At 67.9% G+C, this 22,351-nt stretch carries 23 protein-coding genes; 9 read left to right on the top strand and 14 right to left on the bottom strand.

Translation table 11 applies throughout. The annotated features are described in order from the left end of the window. Positions 1-102 precede the first annotated feature (102 nt). The 3 genes from B141_RS0100820 to B141_RS0100810 form a co-directional block, all read right to left on the bottom strand. The gene (locus B141_RS0100820) at positions 103-3,384 is read right to left on the bottom strand and encodes a sugar-binding protein (RefSeq protein WP_237742587.1); all 3,282 of its coding nucleotides are present in this window, start codon (positions 3,382-3,384) and stop codon (positions 103-105) included. A 300-nt stretch (positions 3,385-3,684) separates the two neighbouring features. Beyond that, entirely contained in the window at positions 3,685-4,353 is a 669-nt protein-coding gene (locus B141_RS0100815) for a response regulator (RefSeq protein WP_020573265.1), read from the bottom strand. Continuing rightward, positions 4,350-5,681, bottom strand: a complete 1,332-nt coding sequence (locus B141_RS0100810; RefSeq protein ID WP_020573264.1) for a sensor histidine kinase — start codon at positions 5,679-5,681, stop codon at positions 4,350-4,352. Before B141_RS0100810 ends, B141_RS0100815 begins: the two co-directional genes overlap by 4 nt. A gap of 114 nt (positions 5,682-5,795) precedes the next feature. Here B141_RS0100810 and B141_RS0100805 point away from each other — a divergent pair, with 114 nt between their 5' ends. Then, positions 5,796-7,493, top strand: a complete 1,698-nt coding sequence (locus B141_RS0100805; protein WP_020573263.1) for an alpha/beta fold hydrolase — start codon at positions 5,796-5,798, stop codon at positions 7,491-7,493. Positions 7,494-7,820: 327 nt separating this feature from the next. Here the strand turns inward: B141_RS0100805 and B141_RS0100800 are convergent, their stop codons facing one another. Next, positions 7,821-8,081 (bottom strand): hypothetical protein, encoded by a 261-nt coding sequence (locus B141_RS0100800; RefSeq protein WP_020573262.1) that lies wholly within the window; start codon positions 8,079-8,081, stop codon positions 7,821-7,823. 99 nt (positions 8,082-8,180) lie between these two features. Then, positions 8,181-9,185 carry a TIGR03557 family F420-dependent LLM class oxidoreductase gene (locus tag B141_RS0100795; protein WP_020573261.1) on the bottom strand — a complete coding sequence of 335 codons (1,005 nt, stop codon included), beginning with the start codon at positions 9,183-9,185 and terminating at the stop codon, positions 8,181-8,183. A 69-nt stretch (positions 9,186-9,254) separates the two neighbouring features. Here B141_RS0100795 and B141_RS0100790 point away from each other — a divergent pair, with 69 nt between their 5' ends. Next, positions 9,255-9,842, top strand: a complete 588-nt coding sequence (locus B141_RS0100790) for a hypothetical protein (RefSeq protein WP_020573260.1) — start codon at positions 9,255-9,257, stop codon at positions 9,840-9,842. A 113-nt stretch (positions 9,843-9,955) separates the two neighbouring features. Here the strand turns inward: B141_RS0100790 and B141_RS50505 are convergent, their stop codons facing one another. Both B141_RS50505 and B141_RS0100780 read right to left on the bottom strand, forming a co-directional pair. Then, on the bottom strand, positions 9,956-10,780 hold the full coding sequence (locus tag B141_RS50505) for a hypothetical protein (RefSeq protein WP_202805607.1): 825 nt from the start codon (positions 10,778-10,780) through the stop codon (positions 9,956-9,958). Positions 10,781-10,984: 204 nt separating this feature from the next. Continuing rightward, on the bottom strand, positions 10,985-11,194 hold the full coding sequence (locus B141_RS0100780; protein ID WP_020573258.1) for a hypothetical protein: 210 nt from the start codon (positions 11,192-11,194) through the stop codon (positions 10,985-10,987). Positions 11,195-11,307: 113 nt separating this feature from the next. Between B141_RS0100780 and map the strand changes: the two genes are divergently transcribed. Continuing rightward, positions 11,308-12,156, top strand: coding sequence for a type I methionyl aminopeptidase (gene map, locus B141_RS0100775; RefSeq protein ID WP_020573257.1), 849 nt, complete (start codon positions 11,308-11,310; stop codon positions 12,154-12,156). A gap of 190 nt (positions 12,157-12,346) precedes the next feature. On the opposite strand, the gene B141_RS45170 is transcribed toward map, so the two are convergent. Together B141_RS45170 and B141_RS48895 are read right to left on the bottom strand one after the other, a co-directional pair. Beyond that, complete coding sequence (locus B141_RS45170) at positions 12,347-13,741, bottom strand: glycosyltransferase family 39 protein (protein ID WP_020573256.1); 1,395 nt, start codon at positions 13,739-13,741, stop codon at positions 12,347-12,349. 62 nt (positions 13,742-13,803) lie between these two features. After that, on the bottom strand, positions 13,804-13,950 hold the full coding sequence (locus B141_RS48895; protein WP_020573255.1) for a hypothetical protein: 147 nt from the start codon (positions 13,948-13,950) through the stop codon (positions 13,804-13,806). 214 nt (positions 13,951-14,164) lie between these two features. On the opposite strand from B141_RS48895, the gene B141_RS0100760 reads away from it, so the two are divergent. Then, complete coding sequence (locus tag B141_RS0100760) at positions 14,165-15,424, top strand: asparaginase (RefSeq protein WP_020573254.1); 1,260 nt, start codon at positions 14,165-14,167, stop codon at positions 15,422-15,424. Between the two features lie 120 nt (positions 15,425-15,544). Here the strand turns inward: B141_RS0100760 and B141_RS0100755 are convergent, their stop codons facing one another. The 5 genes from B141_RS0100755 to B141_RS0100735 all read right to left on the bottom strand — a co-directional run bounded on the left by B141_RS0100755 (position 15,545) and on the right by B141_RS0100735 (position 19,438). Continuing rightward, positions 15,545-16,042, bottom strand: coding sequence for a PH domain-containing protein (locus B141_RS0100755; protein WP_020573253.1), 498 nt, complete (start codon positions 16,040-16,042; stop codon positions 15,545-15,547). Next, positions 16,039-16,884: an ATP phosphoribosyltransferase gene (hisG, locus tag B141_RS0100750; RefSeq protein WP_020573252.1), complete on the bottom strand. Its 846-nt coding sequence runs from the start codon at positions 16,882-16,884 to the stop codon at positions 16,039-16,041. Before hisG ends, B141_RS0100755 begins: the two co-directional genes overlap by 4 nt. A gap of 209 nt (positions 16,885-17,093) precedes the next feature. Continuing rightward, complete coding sequence (locus tag B141_RS0100745; RefSeq protein WP_020573251.1) at positions 17,094-17,357, bottom strand: phosphoribosyl-ATP diphosphatase; 264 nt, start codon at positions 17,355-17,357, stop codon at positions 17,094-17,096. 283 nt (positions 17,358-17,640) lie between these two features. Further along, positions 17,641-18,294, bottom strand: coding sequence for a response regulator (locus tag B141_RS0100740; RefSeq protein ID WP_020573250.1), 654 nt, complete (start codon positions 18,292-18,294; stop codon positions 17,641-17,643). Continuing rightward, on the bottom strand, positions 18,287-19,438 hold the full coding sequence (locus tag B141_RS0100735) for a GAF domain-containing sensor histidine kinase (protein ID WP_020573249.1): 1,152 nt from the start codon (positions 19,436-19,438) through the stop codon (positions 18,287-18,289). The genes B141_RS0100740 and B141_RS0100735 overlap by 8 nt, the downstream gene beginning before the upstream one ends. A gap of 123 nt (positions 19,439-19,561) precedes the next feature. Between B141_RS0100735 and B141_RS0100730 the strand changes: the two genes are divergently transcribed. The 5 genes from B141_RS0100730 (at position 19,562) to B141_RS0100710 (ending at position 22,315) form a co-directional block, all read left to right on the top strand. After that, the gene (locus B141_RS0100730; RefSeq protein WP_157180716.1) at positions 19,562-19,816 is read left to right on the top strand and encodes a hypothetical protein; all 255 of its coding nucleotides are present in this window, start codon (positions 19,562-19,564) and stop codon (positions 19,814-19,816) included. A 23-nt stretch (positions 19,817-19,839) separates the two neighbouring features. Then, complete coding sequence (locus tag B141_RS0100725; protein ID WP_020573247.1) at positions 19,840-20,562, top strand: SDR family NAD(P)-dependent oxidoreductase; 723 nt, start codon at positions 19,840-19,842, stop codon at positions 20,560-20,562. 67 nt (positions 20,563-20,629) lie between these two features. Then, positions 20,630-21,733 (top strand): S-adenosylmethionine:tRNA ribosyltransferase-isomerase, encoded by a 1,104-nt coding sequence (locus tag B141_RS0100720; RefSeq protein ID WP_020573246.1) that lies wholly within the window; start codon positions 20,630-20,632, stop codon positions 21,731-21,733. A gap of 19 nt (positions 21,734-21,752) precedes the next feature. After that, entirely contained in the window at positions 21,753-22,046 is a 294-nt protein-coding gene (locus B141_RS0100715; protein ID WP_026256774.1) for a type II toxin-antitoxin system Phd/YefM family antitoxin, read from the top strand. Beyond that, the gene (locus tag B141_RS0100710; RefSeq protein ID WP_026256773.1) at positions 22,043-22,315 is read left to right on the top strand and encodes a type II toxin-antitoxin system RelE family toxin; all 273 of its coding nucleotides are present in this window, start codon (positions 22,043-22,045) and stop codon (positions 22,313-22,315) included. The genes B141_RS0100715 and B141_RS0100710 overlap by 4 nt, the downstream gene beginning before the upstream one ends. The last annotated feature ends 36 nt before the right edge of the window (positions 22,316-22,351 follow it).

Below are 22,351 nucleotides of genomic sequence, written 5' to 3'. Positions count from 1 at the left end.
GCACCACCGGCAGGCTGGTCGTCACTGTGCGAAACCGCGGCGGGCGTGACGAGGGCTCCCTGGCCGGTCTCGATCACCAGCCAGGGAGCCCCTACGTACGTGTCAGTCCGTCAGCCGCGCGGGCTTGAAGAGGCTGGAATCCTTACTGTTTCCGATGCCGGATCCCCACTCGATATAGCCCTTCCGGCCCGAGCCGTCGTTGTCGTTGACGAGGAGTGACAGTCCGAGCAACCGGTCGTCGGCCTGGAACGGCGCCACGTGCGTCCACGGCAGCGCCAGCTCGTACGTGGTCTCCTTGGTGGCGTCGTCCCGCGTGACCTTGAGGTCGGCATCGGTCACCAGGCCGACGGACCCCTCCGCGGCCTGCCAGCGGTAGACCTGTGGACCAGCTGAGGTGAGCGCGACGCCGTACTCGTACCACGCCGTGATCTCACCCGGCACTCCCCCACCGATCGCGAACTGGATGCTGTCGCCGTTCCAGATCTGGCTCTCGGTAGCCGGCTGAAAGTGCGTGTCGTCGTGGATCCGCGCCGACAGGTACACCTTGTCCGCGTCCCAGGTCACCCACACGTTGCCCGACAGGTCGTCGGTGCCGCCGTAGCCGCTCATCTTCACCACACCGTCGGCGGCGAGGTCCACCCCTGGTACGCCAGACAGGTCGTCGAGCGTTCCGTCCACCGCGATCGACTTCTTCGTCACCTGCGCCATCGACGCGTGCTCGACCAGGGCCACCTTGCCGGAGACCACGATGTCGGTGGTGCCAGGCACGCTGACCCGCAACTGCGAGGCGTACGTCTTGCTCCTGGCCAGGTCGGCGAGGGAGATGTCGACCGTACGGCGGCCGCCGGCCGGGATTGGTGAGGCGAGGTCCGCCGTACCATTCCGGTCCCCTACCTTCCACGTGAGGTCCCCGACCTCGCGGCCCTCGCTCGCGAGGTTCCGCACGGTGACACGGAGCACGTCAGTGCCGTCGGCGCCGCCCGCGACGACATGCTTGGCCCGCACGCTGATCGGATGAACGACGGTGACCTGGGTGGCCAGCCGCGCTCTCGCCTTGCCGGACGCCACGAACGCACCCACGAGATCATGCCGACCGAGGGTGCTCCGTGCCGGAACGGTCACCGGAATCGTCTTCTTCTCCCCGACACCCACTGACACCGGGACCGATTCTCCGGCCACCTCGAACGTGCCCCTGACTGCCGCCTTCGGCGCCTTGGTGTTGTCCACTGTCAAGTTGAGCTTGACGGCATCGCCCAGCACGGCCGTCCCGCCATCCACTGCGGTCAGGGAGAACTTCGCGTTGGCAGTAACGCGTACGTCATCACCGGCGACATAGATCGGAGCACCCGACAGCGACAGATCGACGCGGCCATTCTGCGGCGCGTACGTTGCCGACGCTCCGGTGAGATCGGTCACCGTGATCGGCTTGTCAGTCGACACGCTCACCGTGGTGGGCGTGGTCGACCACATCGGACGGATCTGTTTGCCGTCCTTGGCGAACACGAAACTCCAGACTCCGTTGGCGACGTCTTCCTGCCGTTGGTAGGTCGCGCCCGTCAGCAGCCGGGTCATGGCGGCGTAGGAAACGTACGCGGGTTTCGGCGTCCACCTGCCGGCCGGGTCGGTGGTGTAGCGGACGACACCGAAGTTGTGCTCGTTGTAGCCCGCATCGAGACCGTCGTTTATGAAGTTGTACCAGAAGTACTTCTCCACACCCTGGGACAACGCGATCACGTACGAACGAACGAGGTTCGCCGCCTGCGTCGCCTCGCTCACGCCAGTGCTCCCGACGTGTGTCGGCCAGCCCATCTCACTGATCCAGATCGGCTTCAGCTTGCCGCCGTTGTACTTCTTGACGAGTTCCTTCACGGCGGTCAAGCTCTGGATCGCGTTCTCCGGCGCTCCTGGGTAGACGTACGGGTGAATCGAGAGGACGTCCATGTATTGCAGCCCACCAAGCTGGAACAACTCCTCCAGCCACTCCAGCGGTACGCCGGCGGTCGCACCGCCGACCACGGTGACGTTCGGGTTCTGCGCTTTGACTTTCTCGTAACTCGCCTTCAGCAGCGGATAGTAGTAGTCGGCCCGCGCATCGGCCGGCCCGTCGCCGATGTCGCCGAACCCCGGGTGGTTGAACTCGTTGTAGATCTCGATCCACTTCGCCTGGTCGGCGAATTGACGTGAGACCGCTGCCGCGTAGCTCGCGAAGCCCGCACGTCCCTCGTCGGTGTACGGCGTCGCGTTGTTGTCGTAGTGCCGGTTGTTGTAGAGGGCCACAGGCATCAACTGGTGGGTAGTGTCCCGCAGAGCCGCGAAGAACTCCGGCGTCTGCGAAAAGTCGTACTGTCCCTTGGTTCTCTCGACCGCGGCCCAGCTGGGGCCGTTCCGCAGGTTCTTGACGCCTGCCCTGGTCAAGAGTGAAAGGACCTCGAGGCCGGCCGCTCCTTCGGGCACGCGAACCCCCATCCCGAACGGCGAATCTGGGTACCTCGAGATGTCGAACGGCGCCAGCCGGGCGAACGTCGTGGACCTGGTGGCGATCGTGGTGCCGTCATTCTGCGCGGTCACGCTCAGCTGGTAGTAGCCGATCCGGTCCACCGGCACGCGCAAGGTCGCCCTGCCAGCGGAGTCGATGGCCTGCGTGCCGCTCCCGACGTCGTTGCCGGTGAAGTCGCGAACGTTCCAGACCACCGAATCGCCGTTGGAGATCAGGCCGAACTCGGCGGGCTCGGTCCCGGTGAAGACGTTGCCGACCTTGGTCTGCTCGATCGCGAGGTCCGGCGCGGGTGCGAGCGCTGTGATGTCGTCGAAACGCACGTCACCACTGGTCTGTCCCGCTGGGAGGTACCCCTTGTCCAGAAGCAGTGCCACCTGGGTCGCGGGACCATGCCAGACACCGTCGTTCGCCCCGCCGTAATGGCCGTAGCCCTCCCCACCCGTGAAGTTGGTGACGACCACCTGCTGCCAGTCTCCGCCACCTGCCAGAGCGATCCGCTGCTGATGGACCTGACCGGTGCTGTCTGTGAGACGTAGACCGACCCGATTGGCATCGGACGTGCGTACCCACAGCCTGAGCTCATGGAGATCGACGTTCATGACGCGAGACGTCTGGACGTAGTTTCCGCCGCCACTGAAGTCACCGTGGAGCAGCCCGGAGAAGCTTCCCGACTTCGCATCCGCGGAGTCGCGGCTAAAACTTCCCTTGGCGCCTGGGAACTCACCGCCCAGCCCGAGTGTCCACGCCTCGTCGGCGGCCTCGAACCCGCCGATCAGGGTGGCGATGTCGGCGGCGCGAGCGGCCTGACCTGGAACCATCATGACCACGCTCGCCAGCACAACCATCGCGGCGAGCCAACAACCAGCGAATCTTCGAGCTCTGTGCATGGTGGCACCTCTCGATTCCGGGGCGCTCTGCCGGGATCAGTCCTTCAATCCCGGGAACGCCACCACTGAGGATGTGTCGCTGGAACAAGGAAGATCAAAAACCGGAGGCAAGGTCGCAACGAACGGACCGGATCTGCGCTGTCTCCACCGAGCTGAGGAGAACACATCGCACCGTAGTAATGCAGTATTAACATGTCAATAAACTGACGTCAGACTGGTCGTATCATCGGCTCAACGAGCACTGGCGGTACGCCTTAATGCGTCATAGCCGAGCAGTCGCCTCGGCGTAGCGGCGGCGAGTCACGAGGTGCTGCCGGCGCGCACCAGACCGCATTCGTACGCGAAAACCACGGCCTGGACGCGATCCCGCAGCTCGAGCTTGGCGAGGATCCGGCTGACGTGTCCTTTCACGGTCCCTTCGGTGAGGAACAAGCGGCCGGCGATCTCGGCGTTGGAGAGGCCGCGCGCGATGAGTTCGAGGACCTCGCGTTCCCGCTCGGTGAGCACCCGCAACTCGACTTCGGTACGGGGAAGAGGGTCTCCGCGCCCTCCGATGTGGCGTTCGATCAGTCGCCTGGTGACGGCCGGCGCGACGATGGCGTCACCTCGTGCCACGGCACGGATCGCCGACAGCAGGTCGGGGGCGAGGGTGTCCTTGAGAATGAAGCCGCTGGCACCGGCGCGCAGGCCGGAATAGACGTACTCGTCGAGGTCGAACGTCGTGAGGATCAGGATCTTCGGTCCGTCAGGCATGGCCGTCCTGATCCGGCGGGTGGCTTCCACGCCGTCGACGTCCGGCATCCGGATGTCCATCAGCACCACATCGGGCACGGTCTCGGCCACCATGGCAGCGGCCACCGCACCGTCGTCGGCCTCGCCGACCACCTCCATGTCGTCGGCATTCTCCAGGATCATCCGGACGCCGGCACGCAGCAGCGCCTGATCGTCAACCAGGAGTACGCGGATCATGCCACCAACTCCTGCTGGATCGGGAGCCGCGCGCGGACGACGAAACCACCGCGCGGTCCGGGGCCGGCGAAGAACTCACCCCGCAGCAGCGCCACCCGCTCGCGCATGCCCCGAAGGCCGTTGCCGACGCCGTCAGCAGTGGGCCGCGCCGTGCCGTTGTCGCTCACGTCGAGCTTCAGGTCGTTCGTACCGTAGGCGACGATCACCTGGGCACACGCTCCGGGCCCGGCATGCTTCATGGTGTTGGTCAGTGCCTCCTGGACAATGCGGTACGCCGACACGTCCACGCTGGTGGGCAGTACGCCCGGCGATCCATCGACCTGTAGCAGCACCGGCGTACCCGCCTGCCGGACCTGCTCGACCAGCTGAGGCAGCCGCCCGAGGCCGGGCACCGGATGGGGTGAGCTGTCAACCTCGCCGTCGACCGCCAGCACCTGACGCATGTCGGCGAGCGAGGCCCGGCCGGTGTCGACGATGGTGTTCAGTGCCGCGAGCGTATCCGCGGGCCGGTTGGCGAACGCCGCCATGCCACCCTGGGCCTGCATGACGATGACGGACAGGCCATGTGCCACGACGTCGTGGAGCTCGCGGGTGATCCGGCCGCGCTCAGCCGCTGTCGCAAGGGCGGCCTGCTGGTCGCGTTCGCGTTCAAGGTCGCGTGCTCGCGCCCTGAGCTCGTCGAGGTACGCGCGCCGGCTGCGCACACTGGAGCCGACCGCCCAAGCGGCGGTCAGGACCGAGCCCAGGATGGGGAATCCGCCCCAGTCTGTTGGCCCAAGTTGGGAACTGAGCCCGATGGTTGGCATCGGTGGTGGCGGCGGAAACGGCAGATCCCCTTTCGGAGCGGCTTTCCCAGCCCTGATCTCAAGGGGTTGGCTGAACAACCAGCCATCGATCTTGCCATCGCTCGCGACGTACACCGACCAAGCCATCGCGGTGACCAACGTGGCGCAGAGGATCCCGAGAGACTCCCTGCGCGGCCGACGACTCGCGACGGTGTAGAGGGCGATCGGGACGGCCAGGTTGGCGGGATTCGGCCCAGCGGCCACAGCCATCTGAAGCACAGTCGCCACCATCGCCACGGCCAGCATCGCGACCGGCCAACGGCGACGGCCCAACACGCTGGCGACGCACGCACTCGTCAGGAACCACCAGATCCCCGCCGTGGCCAGCTCAGCCAGGGGCTTTGGCGCGCCAGCGAGGATGGGGGTTCCGCCGAGGCTCTCCATCAACACCGACGTACTGACAAACAGCAATCCGGCCAGGCCGACGTCCTGGACCACCGGCCGGCCCAGCAAAGCTCGAAACGCCGTCGTGTACGTCTTCATGGCTGGACAAAGCTTAGGAGTTCGCGGGTCACCGAGCCCCTGTCTGGAGTCATGGGTTGATCCATAACCCCAGACAGAGGCGCGGTGGGCTGAGGGCTCTGCAGCCTGAGCCGCATGAACCTACGACGATCATTCGCCGGGCTGGCCGCGTTGGCGGCCGCCCTCACCGCGACCGGAGCGGGCGCGGCGGGAATGCCAGCGATGGCCGCGTCCGTGTCCACCGACCGACCTCAGACCGTGAGCTGGCAGGCCTGTCCGACGTACTCGGACGAGGTCCTTCGAGCAATGGGGCTGCGCGACTCGGACATCCCCGGGTTCCGGCAGCTCTGGGACCGCACCGAGTGCGGCACCGTGCGAGTTCCGCTGGACTACAACAGGCCTCAGGGACGCTCGATCACGGTCGCCATCACCCGACTGAAGGCGACCGACCAGGCGCGTTGGCTCGGCAGCCTCGCCCTCAACCCCGGCGGGCCCGGTGGCAGCGGCTATCTCATGCCGATCGAGGTCGCCTCAATGGAGCAGAGCGCGAAGCTCAACGAGCGGTATGACCTGATCGGCTTCGACCCGCGTGGAGTCGGCTACAGCACGAAGGTCAACTGCCCACGAGAGGAGGACCCGCCTCCGCAGCCGACGGGATCGGTTACGGAGGAGCAGGCGAGAGAGGTGTACGCGTGGGTGGTGCGGTCCAACCAGGTCTGCGCCGCGACCGATCCGGAGTTCCTCCGGAACCTCACCACCGGCGCCATTGCCCGCGACCTGGATCAGGTCCGGAAGGCACTCGGTGAGCCGAAGCTGAACTACTTCGGGGTCTCCTGGGGAAGCTGGCTCGGTCCGGTGTACCGGAACCTCTTCCCCGGCAACTCTGGGCGCATGTGGGTCGACAGCGTCGCCCCACCTGACCCGCGGATGGACGCCTTCGTGGCGGGCCGGTCGATGGCCACCGCCAGAGACTTCTCCCGGATGGCCGAATGGGTTGCCCGCTTCGATTCCACGTACGGCTTCGGAACGACGGGCGAGCAGGTGGAGGCGGCACTCGCCGCACTTCGGGCGGAGTTCGACGCACATCCACGGCACTTCACTGACGTCGACATGCCCATCGACGGGTACGCCATCGCGTTCCTCTCGGCGCAGCCATCCCTGGCGTGGCCCATGACAGCCAGGGTGCTCGCGGATCTCCGGGACGCCACCGGTCCCACCGCACCGGAGTCGCTGAAGGAGCTGATCGGCCCTCCGCCGGGCGAGCGGCCGCCACCGCCGGACGGCCTGCCCGAGCAAGGCAACAGGTCGGCCAACACCGCCATCTTCTGCAACGGCGACGGTGGCGCGCGCGACTTCGACTCCACGTGGGCGGCGTACCAGGATCGGCTCGAGCGCTATCCCGTGACCGGCGTCCTGAGCAACTTCGTCCCACCGTGCGCGGGCTGGCCGCTTCCGGTGGAACGCATCCGGCTCCATCACGGCGGCGGCTCGCTGGTGTTGTCGGGCCATCGGTACGAGTCGGTCTCGGTGTACGAATGGACCGCCGACATGCGGAAGGCCGTGGGAGGGACGACGTTCACCGTCGAGGATGACGTCCACGGGTCGGCTCTCATGGAGCCGGGCTGCGTTACCCACATCCTCCGCTACTTCGAGACCGGGTCCGCTGGGGCGCGGGGCTGTCAGGGCGTACCTGTACCGGCAGGTCCGGACGCCGAGCCGCGGGCGGCAGAGTCCGCGGCGTCTGCGGCGTCCGCAGCACGCGGCTTTGCCACCTCCTGGCCGGGCGGACTGCCGGCTTTCCGCGGGGTGGACGCCCTACTCGGCTCGAGGTGACTGAACGGGCGGAGTGAGCACGCCCTCGCGCCGGACCATGATCAACATGCAGAAAACGCCCAGGGTTCCTGCGAATCCTGGGCGTTTCTGCATCTTGATCATGAACCAGCCGGATCTGATTGAAGCGGGAACCGGACCGCGATCAGGCCACAATCCGTCCAGCCCGCGGGACAACCCGCCGCCAACCCCGGGTTGTCATAGGTATCTCGGCTAAGAAAACGAGAAACCTATGACAACCCGGCAAGCTCAGGGGTCCGGTCTCATATCGCGGGCAGACCTGAAGACGCCCTTACGTCAAGCCTCGAGGAAGTACCCAGCAGCCCAGGCCTACGCGGTCCAGCCGAGGAACGACTCGCCTACCTGCAGGAGCGCTAACCACACCGCGACACCCGCGAAGGGCATCGCCAGGACGGCCCACGGCCGCCGGCGGAACCACCGCAGCGCGAACACGACGAGGACCACCCAGACCACGACGAGCCCACACACCGCCCAGAGCGGAGCGACCAGGCCGCTCGCGGCGTAGAGCAGGAGCAGCGGCAGCAGGCCGGCCAGCCCGGCCGACGCGCCAACCCGCGAAAGAAGGTTCATTCGCTCATGGTGCCCATTACCGCCGACAAATATCGCCCGATCAGCGAACGCGCCTCAACCTGGGGCGGGTCGTGCCACGTGAGACGCACCCGGCGGAGCTCAGCCGGTGACCGGCCAGCGCTCCCGCAACCTGGGCATGACGTCCCGGGCGAACAGCTCGAGGAACCGTTGCTGGTCGTTGCCCGGGCCGTGGAAGACGAGTTCGGTGAAGCCGAGGTCGACGTACGGCGCGATCTTGTCGACCACCTCGTCGGGGTCGTTCGACACGATGAACCGCTTGGTGCCGGCGAGCGGATCGGCGTCAGCCAGGCGTTCCAGCTCCACGGGGTCCTCGACGCCCTGCTTCTGCTCCGGCGCCAACCCGAGCGCCGCCCACCACGCACATTCCTTCCTGGCGGCGTCGAGGTCGGTGTCGTACGACACCTTGATCTCGATCTGGTGGGGGAACTTCGTGGCATCCCGCCCGACACTCTCCGCACCTTCGCGGACGTTCCCGAGGACAGACTCGTAGAGCTCCGGCGCCTTGCCACTGGTAGCGATCACGCCGTCACCGATCCGGCCCGCGAGCTTGCCGGCCAGCGGTCCGGACGCCGCGACGTAGATGGGCAGCGGCACGTCAGGGCGTTCGTAGACGGTCGCCTTGGCGGTCTGGTAGTAGGTGCCGTCGAAGTCGACGCGTTCTTCGGTCCAGAGCCGGCGGATCAGCGTGACGGCCTCAGCCAGGCGGGCGCGCCGCTCCTTGCCGCTCGGCCACGCAGCACCGGTCGCGGGTACTTCGTTCATCGCCTCGCCCGTGCCGACACCGAGGAAGACCCGGCCGGGAGCGAGCTGGTCGATGGTGGCGAACCCCTGCGCCACCACCGAAGGGTGGTAACGCAACATCGGGGTGAGGACGCTCGTGCCCATGGTGATCCGCTCCGAGGCGTAAGCCAGGGCGCCGAGCCAGCTGAACACCAGTGGAGCGCGGCCGGAGGTGTGCCGCCACGGTTGGAAGTGGTCAGACACCGCCACCAGGTCAAACCCGAGCCGCTCGGCGAGCAACGCGTAGTCGAGAAGTTCGCGAGTGCCAAACTGCTCCGCCGAAGCCTTGTAGCCGTACTTCACTGAACGCCCCTCTCCGTCGCAGCCCGACAGGCTGCCCACTCACCCGCCCAGTGTGGCACGGTATGAGCGATGGATCTTCAGCAGGCAAGAGCGCTCCGCGACGTCCTGGAAGGGACTCGCTGGATCGAGCGTTCCAAGGAGTTCGGCCGCGCGCTCCGCACCAGCACGCGCAGGCCAGGCGGGCTTCTCCTGATGGGCCCACCAGATGCGGAGCCCTGGCATCTCACTGCCCATCTCGACGACGAGGCGCGGTTCGCGCGGCTGGCCGAGATCGCCCCCACTCTGGTGCGCTGGAATCCCCCAACCGAGGCGCCGCCTCATCTCGCGGTCGGTCTCGACCGGTTGAGCGCCACCCGCCGCGGCGAGTCGCTTCTCGTCGTCGCGGAATCCGCTCCTCCGGACGCCCTTCTTGAACGCGTTGATGACGTACGCCGTAAAGGCGCGAACGTATTCGCTCTGGAAAACGGCCAGTCAGAACTCTCCACATTGGCGCATGAGGTTCTCACCGTCGACGTGGCGACTCAGGCCATCGTGTCGTTCGAAAACGCCCAACATCTGGTGAGTATCGCAACCACAGAAAGCGGCGAACCCCGGCTACGCGGACTTCGTGCCCGACTTAACCGGCTACTCGACACCATCTCAGGACCAGACGCTTGACGAAATGGCACCGCCGGTCGCTCGAATCTGTTTACATATTTGGCGATAGACCGAGAATCACGCCTTCACCGAAGTTGCGGTCGTGAAATCTCGTAGGCCCGAAGACCAGACGTTTATCCACGGATCAAGAAAATCGTTTGTCCTTCGTGGTTTACGAGCCGCCTGAATGCCGCACGATCCACCGAGGATGGCAAACCGCGTTGTTGCCATAGACACCAGGCGAGAATGACGTTCCTGCCATACACATACGGTCCGGTAGAGGCCGGGGTCCCCTCAGAGGGAGGCAGTACGGTGCCCACACGAAGGAATGCAGTAACCAGGGCCGCGACCACCCAGCGACGACCTGGCTCGGCGGCGGCCGCCACGAAGTCCGCGGTCTCTGCTGCTCGGGCGACCGCGAGGTCGACGGCCAAGTCCATCACGAAGCGGACGACGAGGGCGAGGAAGATCGCCCAGGAGGCTACCGAGATGGTCACCGGCGGACGCAAGGCCGCTCCGGGCCGCAGGAAGGCAACGCCGGCAAAGAAGGCTGCTGCCAAGCGGACTGCCGCCAAGAAGGCGGCGAAGAAGGCGCCCGCCAAAAAGGCCGCCGCCAAAAGGGCTCCGGCCAAACGGGCTCCGGCCAAGAAGGTCGCGAAGAAGGCAGCCGCCAAGCGAGCCCCCGCGAAGAAGGCCGCCAAGAAGGTGGCGAAGCGCGCACCTGCGAAGAAGGCCGCCAAGAAGGTCACCAAACGCGCACCCGCCAAGAAGGTCACCAAGCGGGCACCCGCCAAGAAGGTCACCAAGCGGGCTCCCGCGAAGAAGGTCACGAAGCGGGCTCCCGCGAAGAAGGCGGCGAAGCGCTCGACCACCAAGAAGGCCGCCACCAGGAGAACGTCCATGCGGAAGTCGACGGCGACCCGCTCCGCCTCGATCGCCAAGCGCTCCACGCGTGCCACGCGTGCGACGACCCCGAAGACGATGCGGGGAATGTCGCGCCGGGCATCCGGACGGATGATGTAGGCGACTGGGTGTGGCGACGTACGCCGTGGCACGTCACCACGCCCAGCCCAATCCCCCGTTAGGTACGCCCACGCCGGATTGGTTCCGCCGAGGCGGCCGGGTCGGGCTCGGCGTTCGCTGACCGGCGCCCGACGAGGTGCTCAGCGTTCGTCGTCGGCGCCGTTGTCGTCGTCGTTCCAGCGGGGGTCGTTGTCCCAGTTTTCGTTGCGCTGGGCGACCTTTTCGAGGGCACCCTCAGCCTCGGCGACGCTGGGATAGGGTCCGAGCCGATCGGCGGCCTTGCAGCCCTCGAAGGGTTCGACACGGTGATGCCGCAGGCAGTAGAACCACTGTGCGTTCTCGGTGCTCATGCTGAGAGCTTTCCCCAGCCTCCGACCCGCGGCAACCCGCCTCCCCCGCCGGCTGTGGGCTGAGACCGGCGCCCGCGCGGGTGCCCGGTGGCGCACCGTAGACTCCGTGAATCATGGGCCCACTTGTTCCTGCCACGATCTCGCCACGCCGCAAGGTCCCTCTCGACATCGCCCAGCCTGAGTACGTCGACCGGCCGAGTCCGGCGAGGTTCGATGGCTCCGAGGTCAAGGACGCCGACACGATCGCCCGGATGCGGGTGGCGGGTCGGCTTGCTGCCCAAGCGTTGCAGGAGGTCGGACGGCGGGTGGCTCCCGGTGTCACCACGGACGATCTCGACCAGATCGGCCATGATTTCCTCATCGCCGCCGGCGCCTACCCGTCGACTCTTGGTTACCGCGGCTTTCCCAAATCCCTGTGCACCTCGGTCAACGAGGTCATCTGCCACGGGATACCCGATTCGCGCCCCCTGGATAACGGCGACCTCGTCAACATCGACATCACCGCGTTCATCGACGGTGTGCATGGCGACACCAATGCGACGTTCTTCGTCGGCGACGTTGACGAGGAGTCCCGGCTGCTCGTCGAACGCACCCATGAAGCGATGATGCGCGGCATCAAGGCGGTCCGTCCGGGTCGCCAGGTCAACGTGATCGGCCGGGTGATCGAGTCGTACGCCAAGAGGTTCGGCTATGGCGTGGTGCGCGACTTCACCGGTCACGGGATCGGTACGTCGTTCCATTCGGGGCTGATCATCCCGCACTACGACGAGCCGCGGTTCGACACCGTGATCGAGGCCGGCATGACGTTCACGATCGAGCCGATGCTGACCCTTGGCACCCATGAATGGGACATGTGGGAAGACGGCTGGACCGTCGTCACCAAGGACCGCCAGCGCTCGGCGCAGTTCGAGCACACGGTGCTGGTGACAGAGACCGGCGCCGAGATCCTGACGCTGCCATAAGCAATTCAAAACTCCTGGTCGCCGCACTGCTGTGTGAGGGGCCGAATGACCACGTATACGTGGTCATTGCATGCCTTGCACGGCAAGTCGTCACCACACAAGGCAAATTGAGTGTGCATCGTGGCGAAATGCTGCGTGAGGTCCGGCCCGTCTCACATGGCGGCCGCGAGCCGAGCACAGCGTCACCGCGTCAGCGCCGCCACAGGCTGACGCGCAGGCCGGGGACCGCGACCGTACGCACTTCCGCGAGGCCGGTCACTCCTGACGGGCGCCCGCGCTGCCAGTTGGGCACCACCACCCACACTCGCCTCACCTGTGGCGGCAGGCCGCCACTCACCCAGCTGGGATCGCACTCGCTTCGACGAAGGTAGTAGGGCAGGGTCTGGACGGTCGAGAGGTTGGACTGAACGGCGTCGCCGGCTCGGCAGTCGGCTGCGATGACGTTCGCGACAGACCGGATGTCGCCGCCGTGCCCGTCGACCGCGCGCATCCGGACGAGCGGCGTCCAGGCGACCGCCAGAGCAACAGCAGCAACGAAAAGCACCCGCCAGCGCGCACTCTCTCGCAGCGCACCAGCCGCCAGCAGGACCAGCGCGGGACCGCACACCACCAGGTAGCGCGGCAGGAACGCCGGAGTCAGGAGGCCGACAGCGGCCAGAATCGCGGGAGGGAGGACGCACCAGGTGGCAAGGGCGGCGGTCAGCGAGTCGAGCCGCGCGCCGAACGCCGCGAGCAAGGCAAGCACGGCGAGGTACGCCACTGACCCGGCCATTGCGACGTAGGCATCGCCCACATCGGAAAGCTCCGGTGTCGGGATCCAGGAAACGGTGCCCCGCTGGGCGAACACCATCACCGCCAGCACTACCGGCAGGCCAAGACCGGCAAGGCCGGCGAGCAACCACCGCTGCAAAGTACGGACGTCTCCCGATCGCCGCCAAGCCGCCATGAGGAACGCGGGGTGGGCAAGAAGTACGAGCAGTGCGACGAGGTGCGTGAGTCCGAGCGCCGCGAGCGCGGCGGAGTAACCGATCCACCACCGCCGCCGCTCCGTGACCGCTCGCCAGAGCAGCCAGGTGCTCAGAACGGCGAACGCGACAGCGAACGCGTACGGCCGCGCCTCCTGCGCGTACCGCGACGCCATCGGTGAGAGCGCGAGGATCAGGCCGGCCCCGAGCGCGCTCGCACTCCCCCACCAGCGCCGGGCAAGGTCGGCGACAAGTCCGACAGCCGCCGCCATCGCCAGCGCGGACGGCAACCGCAGCCACCATTCGGAGTCGCCGACGCGGGTCCAGACGTGCATGCCGAGGTAGTAGGCGCCGAGCCCGGCGTCGCGTTCGGACAAGAAGGCGAGCAGGCTGCCCAGCGACCTCCCGGACTCCTGGACCGTCGCCGCCTCGTCGAGCCAGAGGGCCGGACGGCCAAGCCGCCACAGGAAGAACGCCAACGCCACGACCACCGGGACCAACACACTCCCGGCCGCGGATGACCTCCACGTGGCGGCCCGCCACCACCGGCGACCCGGACCAGCGGTGACCTGCCCACCACCCTGGTCCGTCGCGGTCGCCGAAGCGGTGACGTCCGCCACGCGCGTACCTCCTGCTCTCTGCGCTGTGCTTCTCCGCCGGGGATCTCACCTGGTCCGCACGCCTATGCCATGCCTCGGTTGAGCTCGTCGACGATGAGCTTGGCGTCTCGGCTGGTCATGTCCAGGCGCGGAATCCACCAGTCGTCGTTCACCAGATCCCAGACGCCGTAACCGTAGTCGGTCTCTCGTACCACGAATCGCTCTGCCACGGGTTCGCCCCTCCCTGACCTCACAACCCAGGATATCGAACAGATGTTCGACCGCAAGGGGATGGTCCACCACCGAGCAGGGACGACCGTCGACGGCCGGCGAAACCCCACGACGGGCATCGCCGCTGTAACACGCCACCGATGTTTCGTAACAAGACAAGGCCAGAGTGCGCTCGTCGCGGACGTCCGGTCGTCCGCGACAGGGAGGAGAGCAATGAGATCCTTGCGTATCCAGGTGCCGGTCGGACTCGCCCTGGCCGCCGCGCTCTTCGGGGGAGGCAGTGTCGTTCCGATGGTGGCCGCCGCGAACCAGCCGGCCGCCGGCACCACCGCGGTCGCCGCCGCGCAACCACCCGCGGCCCAGGCGCCATTAGCCGCACCAGTTGCCGCCGCACCTGCGGCCGCCGCGCCGATCCCCGCCGCGGGAGGTGTTCCCGCCAAGGCGCCCACCCGCACCCCCAAGGTCGCCGTCATCGGTACCGGCGGCACCATCGCCGGGGTATCAGACACCCGCGTGAGCTTCCAGACGTACCGCGCTGGGCAACTCCCGATCGCCGACCTCGTGAAGTTCCTGCAGCCAGAGATCGGCAAGGTCGCCGACGTCTCGACAGTGCAGTTCGGAAACAAGGGCTCGAGCGGCTACACGATCGGTGACTACTACGACCTCTCCCGCCTGGTGGACAAGCAGTTGGAGACCGTCGACGCGATCGTGGTCACCACGGGCACGGACACGATGGAGGAGTTCGCGTACTGGCTGGACCTCACGGTGCGCAGCCAGAAGCCGGTCGTTCTCACGGGTTCGATGCGACCCTGGACCGTCATCGGCACTGACGCGCCGGCCAACCTCTACAACGCGATCTCGTTGGCCGCAAGCGGACGGACCACCTGCTATGGCTCCGTGATCATGCTCAACGACGAAATCTTCCCGGCCCGCGACGTCACCAAAACCAACGCCCTGCGCATGGACACCTTCCAGACCAGGGAGTACGGCGTCCTCGGAGTCGTGGACGAAACCAGGATCCGGCTCCTGCGCGCGCCTGCCCGGGCGAGCCTGTGCGACAAGCCCAAGGAATGGGCCACGCCGTTCGACCTCAGCAAGGTCTCCAAGGACGCGCTACCGCGGGTCGAGGTCGCCTACAGCTACCAGGACGCGGGCGGAGAAGCCATCACCGCGTACGCCGACGCCGGCGTCAAGGGCATCGTGACGGCGGGCACCGGCGCCGGTGGTATCTCGCCGAAGCAGAGCGCGGCCCGGACCGACGCGGCGGCCAAGGGTGTCGTCTTCGTGAGTACGACGCGAACCGGCTCCGGCTCGGTGTACGGCGGCTCCGGCAACGTCATCGCCGGTGAGGATCTCCTTCCGCAGAAGGCCCGGCTGCTCCTGCTGACCTCGCTCGCCGTCAGCAAGGACGTCAACCAGATCCGCGGCTGGTTCACGAAGTACGGCGTCCAGGAAGTCCAACCCACCCGGTGATGTGAGGTGCGACATGAGGCGTTCCCGCTCGCCGCGGCATGCCGGCGAGCGGGAACGCCCCGGCTCCAGAGGTCGCACGGTTGCCACGGCGAGCAACCCAGCGTCCTTGACGTCGGTCGTTCAGTCGTTGCGCGAGGTGTGCGTCTGCACCGCGACCAGTTGCGCCAACTCCCGCGCGGCGGCCTTCCCCCAGGCCCCGTCGGCGGACTGGATCGCCATCACCTGCACGGTCGTACCGTCGTCAATGTCGAGTTGCACCCACGGGTCGCCGGGGCGGAGGTTCACCCTCAGCACCTCGGCCCACTCCAGCCTGCGGGTGCGGATCAGGTTGACGATCGTGAGGCCGCCAGCGTCCGCGCGCACCTTGAGGCGGCCCAGGCGATACAGCCCGTACAACAGCACGAGCAGGAACAATCCCAGCGTCGCCGTCTGCGGCCAGGTGAACTGTGCGCGGGCGTCGGCCGGCAGCAGGATCCACATGCCACCCGCCGCGACCACCAGAAGGACAGCGACCGTCACCGCGACCACCGGCACGAACCGCGGCCGCCAGGTGTGCGGAAGCGCAGGGAGCGCGGACTCGGGCGCGCGGTCGTCGGGCATCAGTGCGGCCTCACTCATAGCCGGCAGGCGTGGATGCTGGTGACCAGGATCGCCCGGGCACCAAGCTCCCACAACTCGTCCATCAGACGCTGGGCATCGACGCGCGGCACCATCACCCGCACGGCGACCCAGCCCGCTCGATGAAGGGGTGAGACCGTGGGACCCTCCAGGCCGGGGGTGACCTGGACGGCGTCCTCGATCCGGTCGGCCTCGATGTCGTAGTCCATGAGTACGTAGTCGCGGGCCACGATGACGCCCTGCAGGCGGCGTACCAACTGCTCGAGTTCGCCCGGGTCGGCAACACCGTCCCGCTTGATCAGGACAGCCTCGGAACGCAGGATCGGGTCGCCGAACAGCTCCAGGCCGGCCTGCCGCAGGGTCGCACCGGTCTCCACGACATCGGCGATGACGTCAGCCACACCGAGCTTGATCGCCGTCTCGACCGCGCCGTCAAGGCGGGTCACCTGGGCATTGACGCCGTGCTCGGCGAGGAACTTCTTCATCAGACCGGCGTACGACGTGGCCACCCGCAGACCCTCGAGGTCCTCCACCCGGCTCGCCGTACCAGGACGGGCCGCCAACCGGAACGTCGAACCAGCGAAACCGAGCGGGAGGAGTTCCTCAGCGGGGGATCCGGAATCCAGCAGCAGGTCGCGACCCGTGATGCCGACGTCGAGAGTGCCTTCCCCGACGTAGACCGCGATGTCCTTGGGGCGCAGATAGTAGAACTCGATCTGGTTGTCAGGGTCGATGAGTACGAGATCGCGGGAGTCGGTGCGCTGGCGGTAGCCCGCTTCGCGCAGCATCGCGGCGGCGGGCTCGGACAATGACCCCTTGTTGGGAATGGCGACACGCAGCATGCTTTCTGCTCTCTTCCTCAGACCTTGGTCTCTTCCTCGGCCTGGCGGCGGACAAACACGTCGACGGATGCGGGGCCCGCTTCGGAGGTTGAGGGGTACGGACGGCCGACGTCCGCGCGGCGGCCCGGCGGTGCTCCCTCCGGAAGGCACCCCACGGCCGTGACCCGTAAATCCTGCTCGGCTCGCGAGCCTGACCGACGGACCACGGCCTACAGATGGGCGTAAACGTCGTCGAGGTCGAGGTCCAGGGCGAGCATGAGCACCTGAGCATGGTAAAGAAGTTGCGAGATCTCCTCCGCGGCGCGCTCCCGCGACTCGTGCTCGGCGGCCATCCAGGCCTCCGCGGCTTCCTCGACGAGCTTCTTGCCGATGGCATGGACGCCCGCGTCAAGCGCGACGACGGTGCCCGAACCCTCCGGGCGCGTCGCGGCCTTCGCGGCCAGCTCGGCGTACAGCTCGTCGAACGTCTTCATGCGCGGGTCCTGATCGGAGTGGGATCGTGCGCGGTCGCCCCAAGCCTAGGGGCCCCACCCGTACCGATCAGCCGGCGGGCCCAGGTCGCGGTCTCTGGAAGTAGCCGAGCCTCGGGACTAGTTCATGATCATGAACCGACCCGAAGATCGCTCACCATGCGAGATCGACAACCGACGTAACCCTGACGTGGCAGAGGCGCAGGGGACCTCTGACAACCCCAAGTACGGCGCGGTCCAGGTCCGTCTGGTGCGGCGCGCCTGCACGCGGGCAAGTCCCCAAGGATCAGATCAGACCGGAGCGAACGGCGTACAACGCGGCCTGCGTACGGTCGGCGAGCCCGAGTTTGGCGAGGATCGAGGACACATGGGTCTTCACGGTCTTTTCCGACAGCACCAGGGCCCGCGCGATCTCGCGGTTGGAGCGACCGCGGGCGATCTCGGCGAGTACCTCGCGCTCGCGTTCGGTCAGGGCGTCGACCCGGTCGCCCGTTGCCTCGCCTTTCAGGAGGGCGGCCGCGACCTCGGGTTCGAGCAGGACCTGTCCGGCATGGACCGCCCGGATCGACTGGGCCAGCGCATCGGGGTCGACGTCCTTGAAGAGGTAGCCCGACGCTCCGGCCCGCAGGGCCGGGACGACCTTCGCGGGTTCGGTGAACGACGTGAGCACGAGGACCCGGGTCGGATTGCCCCGGTCGCGCAGCATCCGCAGCGCCTCCACGCCATCGACCGACGGCAGCTGCAGGTCGAGGAGCATGACGTCGGGACGGAGGGCTTCGGCTTGTTCGACCGCCTCGCTCCCGTCACCCGCCTCCCCCACGACCTCGATGTCGTCCTGGATGTCAAGAAATGTCCGCAACCCGTGGCGGACCACCTGGTGATCGTCGACCACGAGGACCCGGATCGGTCCCGCGGCAGCGCGTTCGGCAGGTTCACTCAACGGGCACCTCCAGCTCCACGGTCGTACCCACGCCAGGACGCGATTCCACGCGCAACCGCCCGCCGGCTCGGCGGGCGCGCTCACGCATCGACGCCAGACCCAGATGGTGCCCGCCTTCGACCGCGGGCGCCTCGTCGAACCCCCGCCCGTCGTCAGACACCGTGAGCCGCACCTTGCCCCGCGGCGTGCTCAGACTGATGTCGACCACCGCGGGCTGGCCGTGCTGGAGTGCGTTGTGCAGAGCCTCCTGCGCCACCCGGAACACGGCGTCCTCGACCGCCTCCGGCAGTGCGCACCGCCCGTCGCAGTCCGACCGGAACCGCACGTCGACCGGATGCGCGCGGCTGATCACCGCGACGTGCTTGCGCAGGGCCGGAACCAGTCCGTCCTCCCGAACAGCCGGCGGACGGAGTTCGGTGACGACGGCACGCAACTCGTCGAGGGCCGCACCGGCCAGCTCCTTCACGCTGGTGAACTCCACGTGGGCGCGTTCGTGATCCCCCTTCAGCGCCAGCGCCTCCGCGGCACCCACCGTGAGCCGGAGGCTGAACAGCTTCTGCGCGACAGCGTCGTGGAGATCCCGCGCGATCCGGGACCGCTCCTCGACCAGGGTCAGCTCGCGGTCGCGCTCGAACATCCGGGCCCGGGTCAGCGCGATCGCCGCGTGCGCCGCGAGGATGCCGAGGAGGCGCTCGTCCTCGGCGGTGAAGTCGCCGCCGTCGGGCCCGTTCGCGACGTACACCGAGCCAAGGATGGTGCCGCAGTCGACGATGGGTACGCCGAGGAACCCGCGCATGTCCGGGTGTGCCGACGGCCAGCCGGAAAAGCGCGAATCGGTCTGGACGTCCCGCGTGCGGTACGCCCGGTCCTCCCGCATCATCAGGCTGAGCAGGCCGTGGGCACGTGGCACTGGCCCGATCGCCCGCCATTGCTCGTCGCTCACGCCGGCCGCGTAGAACTCCGCGAACCTCCCCTGCTCGTCGGGTACGCCGAGCGCGGCGAACTCCGACCCGACCAGGCTGCGCGCCGATTCCACGATCATCTGGAGGACCTCGCGGGTGGAGGTCTGCTCCGTCACGGCGAGGAGGGCGCGCGACAACGCGCCGAGGTCGTCGCGGCAGGCGGGCTGATCCGTGCTTGACACGTTCGAAACGGTACCCGCCCGCCGGCCGCGGCGGACCGGGCGCGAGGTGTAGGTCCAATGGCCTAGGCCCGACCGAACCGCGGTCCGATGGCCGGCGACACGCGCGTTCCTAAGGTCGAAATCATGATGAACGACCAGCTGATCCGGGACCTGGCCCACGCGCGGATCGCCGACCTGCACCAGGAGGCGCAGTGGAGGCGCCTGCGCCGGACCGCGCGCCAGGCAGCGCACCAGACCCCCAACCAGGCCGGTAACCAGAAGGGTGCCCAAACCGGGCGCCGGGGACCGAACTTCCCGCGCCTGCGGGCACGGCGTTCGATCGCCGTACCCCGCCAGCGCGTCTCGAGCAACTCCCAGCCCGCTCCGCACTGCTGCTGAGCAGCGTCCCCAAGGAGGAATCCATGCCTGTCGCTCTTGTCACCGGCGCGTCCCGTGGTCTTGGCCTCGCCCTCGCCGGGGGGCTGGCCGACCACGGGTGGTCGCTGGTCGTGGACGCGCGCAGCGAGGAACCGCTGCGCGACGCCGCCGCGGAGCACGGCGCACGCGTCGGATCCGCCGGCGAGGTGGTGGCGCTCGCCGGCTCGGTCACCGACCCTGACCACCGGGCCGCGCTGGTTCGGGCCGCCCGCGACCTCGGTGGGCTCGATCTGCTGGTGAACAACGCGGGCACGCTCGGCCCGAGTCCCCTTCCGGCGATGGAAAAGCTCGGCCTGGCGGCGTACCGCGAGATCCTCGAGGTCGGCGTCGTGGCGCCGCTCGCGCTGACCCAACTCGCCCTCGCCGAGTTCCGCGGGCGGCAGGGGGCGATCGTCAACATCACCAGCGACGCCGCGGTCGAGGCGTACGCCGGATGGGGTGGGTACGGCTCGGCGAAGGCGGCCTTCGAGCAGTGGTCCAGCGTCCTGGCGGTGGAGCTCAGCGAGGCGCGGGAGGACGTTCGCGTCTGGTGGGTCGATCCAGGCGACCTGCGGACCCAGATGCACCAGGACGCGTTCCCGGGCGAGGACATCTCCGACCGGCCGCTCCCCCACACCGTGGTGCCGGCGTTCCTGCGCCTGATCGGGGAACGACGCCCGAGCGGTCGTTACCGCGCCGCCGACCTGCTCTCCGAGGTGCCCGCATGAGCGAGCGAATCACCAAGCACAGCGCCCTGGGTGCCTCATGCGCGCCCGCAGCGAAGCGAGGACGCGCATGAGCGCGTTGCGGACCGAGTCAGTCAGCCAGGCCATCGCACCGTCGCTGGAGTTCGAGCTGCCGGCAGACCTCGAGGCGCACGAGCCGCCGGAGGCACGAGGGCTGAGCCGGGACGGAGTACGGCTGCTGGTCGGGCAGGCCGGGCTGGGGATGGGCCCGGACGGGGCCGGAACAACACCGGACGTGATCCGCCACCAGAGGTTCGCGGATCTGCCCGACCTGCTCGAACCCGGCGACGTCCTCGTCGTCAACCGGTCTGGCACGCTGCCGGCGGCCATCGACCTGCCGGACGGGCACCGGACCGTGCACTTCTCGACCCTGGCGCCCGACGGATCCTGGTTGGTGGAACTCCGCCGCGACGCCGAGCCCGACGCCAGCGGGCAGCCAGGCGAGCGGATCGGGCTGCCCGGCGGGGCCGAGGTGGTGTTGAGGGAGCGCCACGTCTCCGGGCGCCTGTGGCACGCCAGGGTCACCGTGACGGACGTACCCGCCTACCTCGCGGAGTTCGGCCGGCCGATCAGGTACGGCTACGTCGCGCAGAGATGGCCGCTCGACGACTACCAGACGGCGTTCGCGACGGTGCCCGGCAGCGCGGAGATGCCGAGCGCGGGTCGGCCGTTCACGCCCGAGTTGGTGACCCGGCTGGTGGCGCGGGGCGTGCTCGTCGTACCAGTGACGCTGCACACGGGGGTGGCGTCACCGGAGTTCCACGAGCCGCCGTACGCCGAGTGGTTCGAGGTACCCGAGCCGACCGCGCGGGTTGTCAATGGCGCATTGGCGGCGGGTGGGCGGGTGGTCGCGGTGGGTACGACGGCCGTCCGGGCGCTCGAGTCGGCCGTAGCCCCCGACGCGGCGGCGGCGAACGGCGGAACGCCGGTGGTGACCGCGACGGAGGGCTGGACCGATCTGGTGATCACCCCGCACCGGGGCGTCTCGGTCGTGTCCGGCCTCCTCACCGGCCTGCACGAACCCCGGGCCTCGCACCTGCTGATGCTCGAAGCGATCGCCGGAGCGGAGCTGGTCCACCGCTGTTACGCCGCCGCGCTGGAGGAGGGCTACCTGTGGCACGAGTTCGGCGACCTCAACCTCCTCCTCCCGTGAAGTGGCTAGAATTCTAGCCATGCAGACACTTCCGCTTGCCACAGTCCGTAACCGGCTCTCAGCCCTGGTGGAAGAGGTAGCTCGCACTCAGGACGTTGTGACGATCACCCGAAACGGCGTACCCTCCGCCGTCCTGCTCTCCGCCGATGACTATGAATCGATCATGGAGACCCTGGACCTACTCGGCGATCCCGAGAGCCTTCGTCGGCTCGCCGAGGCTGAGGCCTCCCATACCTCCGGCGACACCCTCACCGGTGAAGAGATGGAAGCGCTTCTCCGTGAGCGCCTGCGCCGCGAGGCCGGAGCGGCGTGAGCGACCGTTACGCACTGGAGATCGACCGACCGGCTCGTCGCGCACTCAGCCAGGAGTTACCTCCCAAAGTGGCGATGGCGGCCTGGGAACTCATCAACGGAGCGCTTCGGGACGAACCCCAGCGCATCGGGAAAAGGCTGCGTGCGCCGCTGGCCGGCTACTGGGTCGCCCGACGCTCGACCTATCGCATTCGCTATCGGATCGATGACGACAGCCGCACGATCATCGTGATGGATATTCAGCATCGCGCGGACGCCTACCGGCCCTGAGAGCGAGGGCCGAGAGCGGAGTTGTTGGCAACGCCG

The sequence above is a fragment of the Actinopolymorpha alba DSM 45243 genome, assembly GCF_000373925.1.
In the GTDB taxonomy this organism is placed as follows: Bacteria; Actinomycetota; Actinomycetes; order Propionibacteriales; family Actinopolymorphaceae; genus Actinopolymorpha; species Actinopolymorpha alba.
The sequence above is the reverse complement of the archived record's forward strand: the minus strand, read 5'-3'. Positions and strand labels throughout refer to the sequence as shown.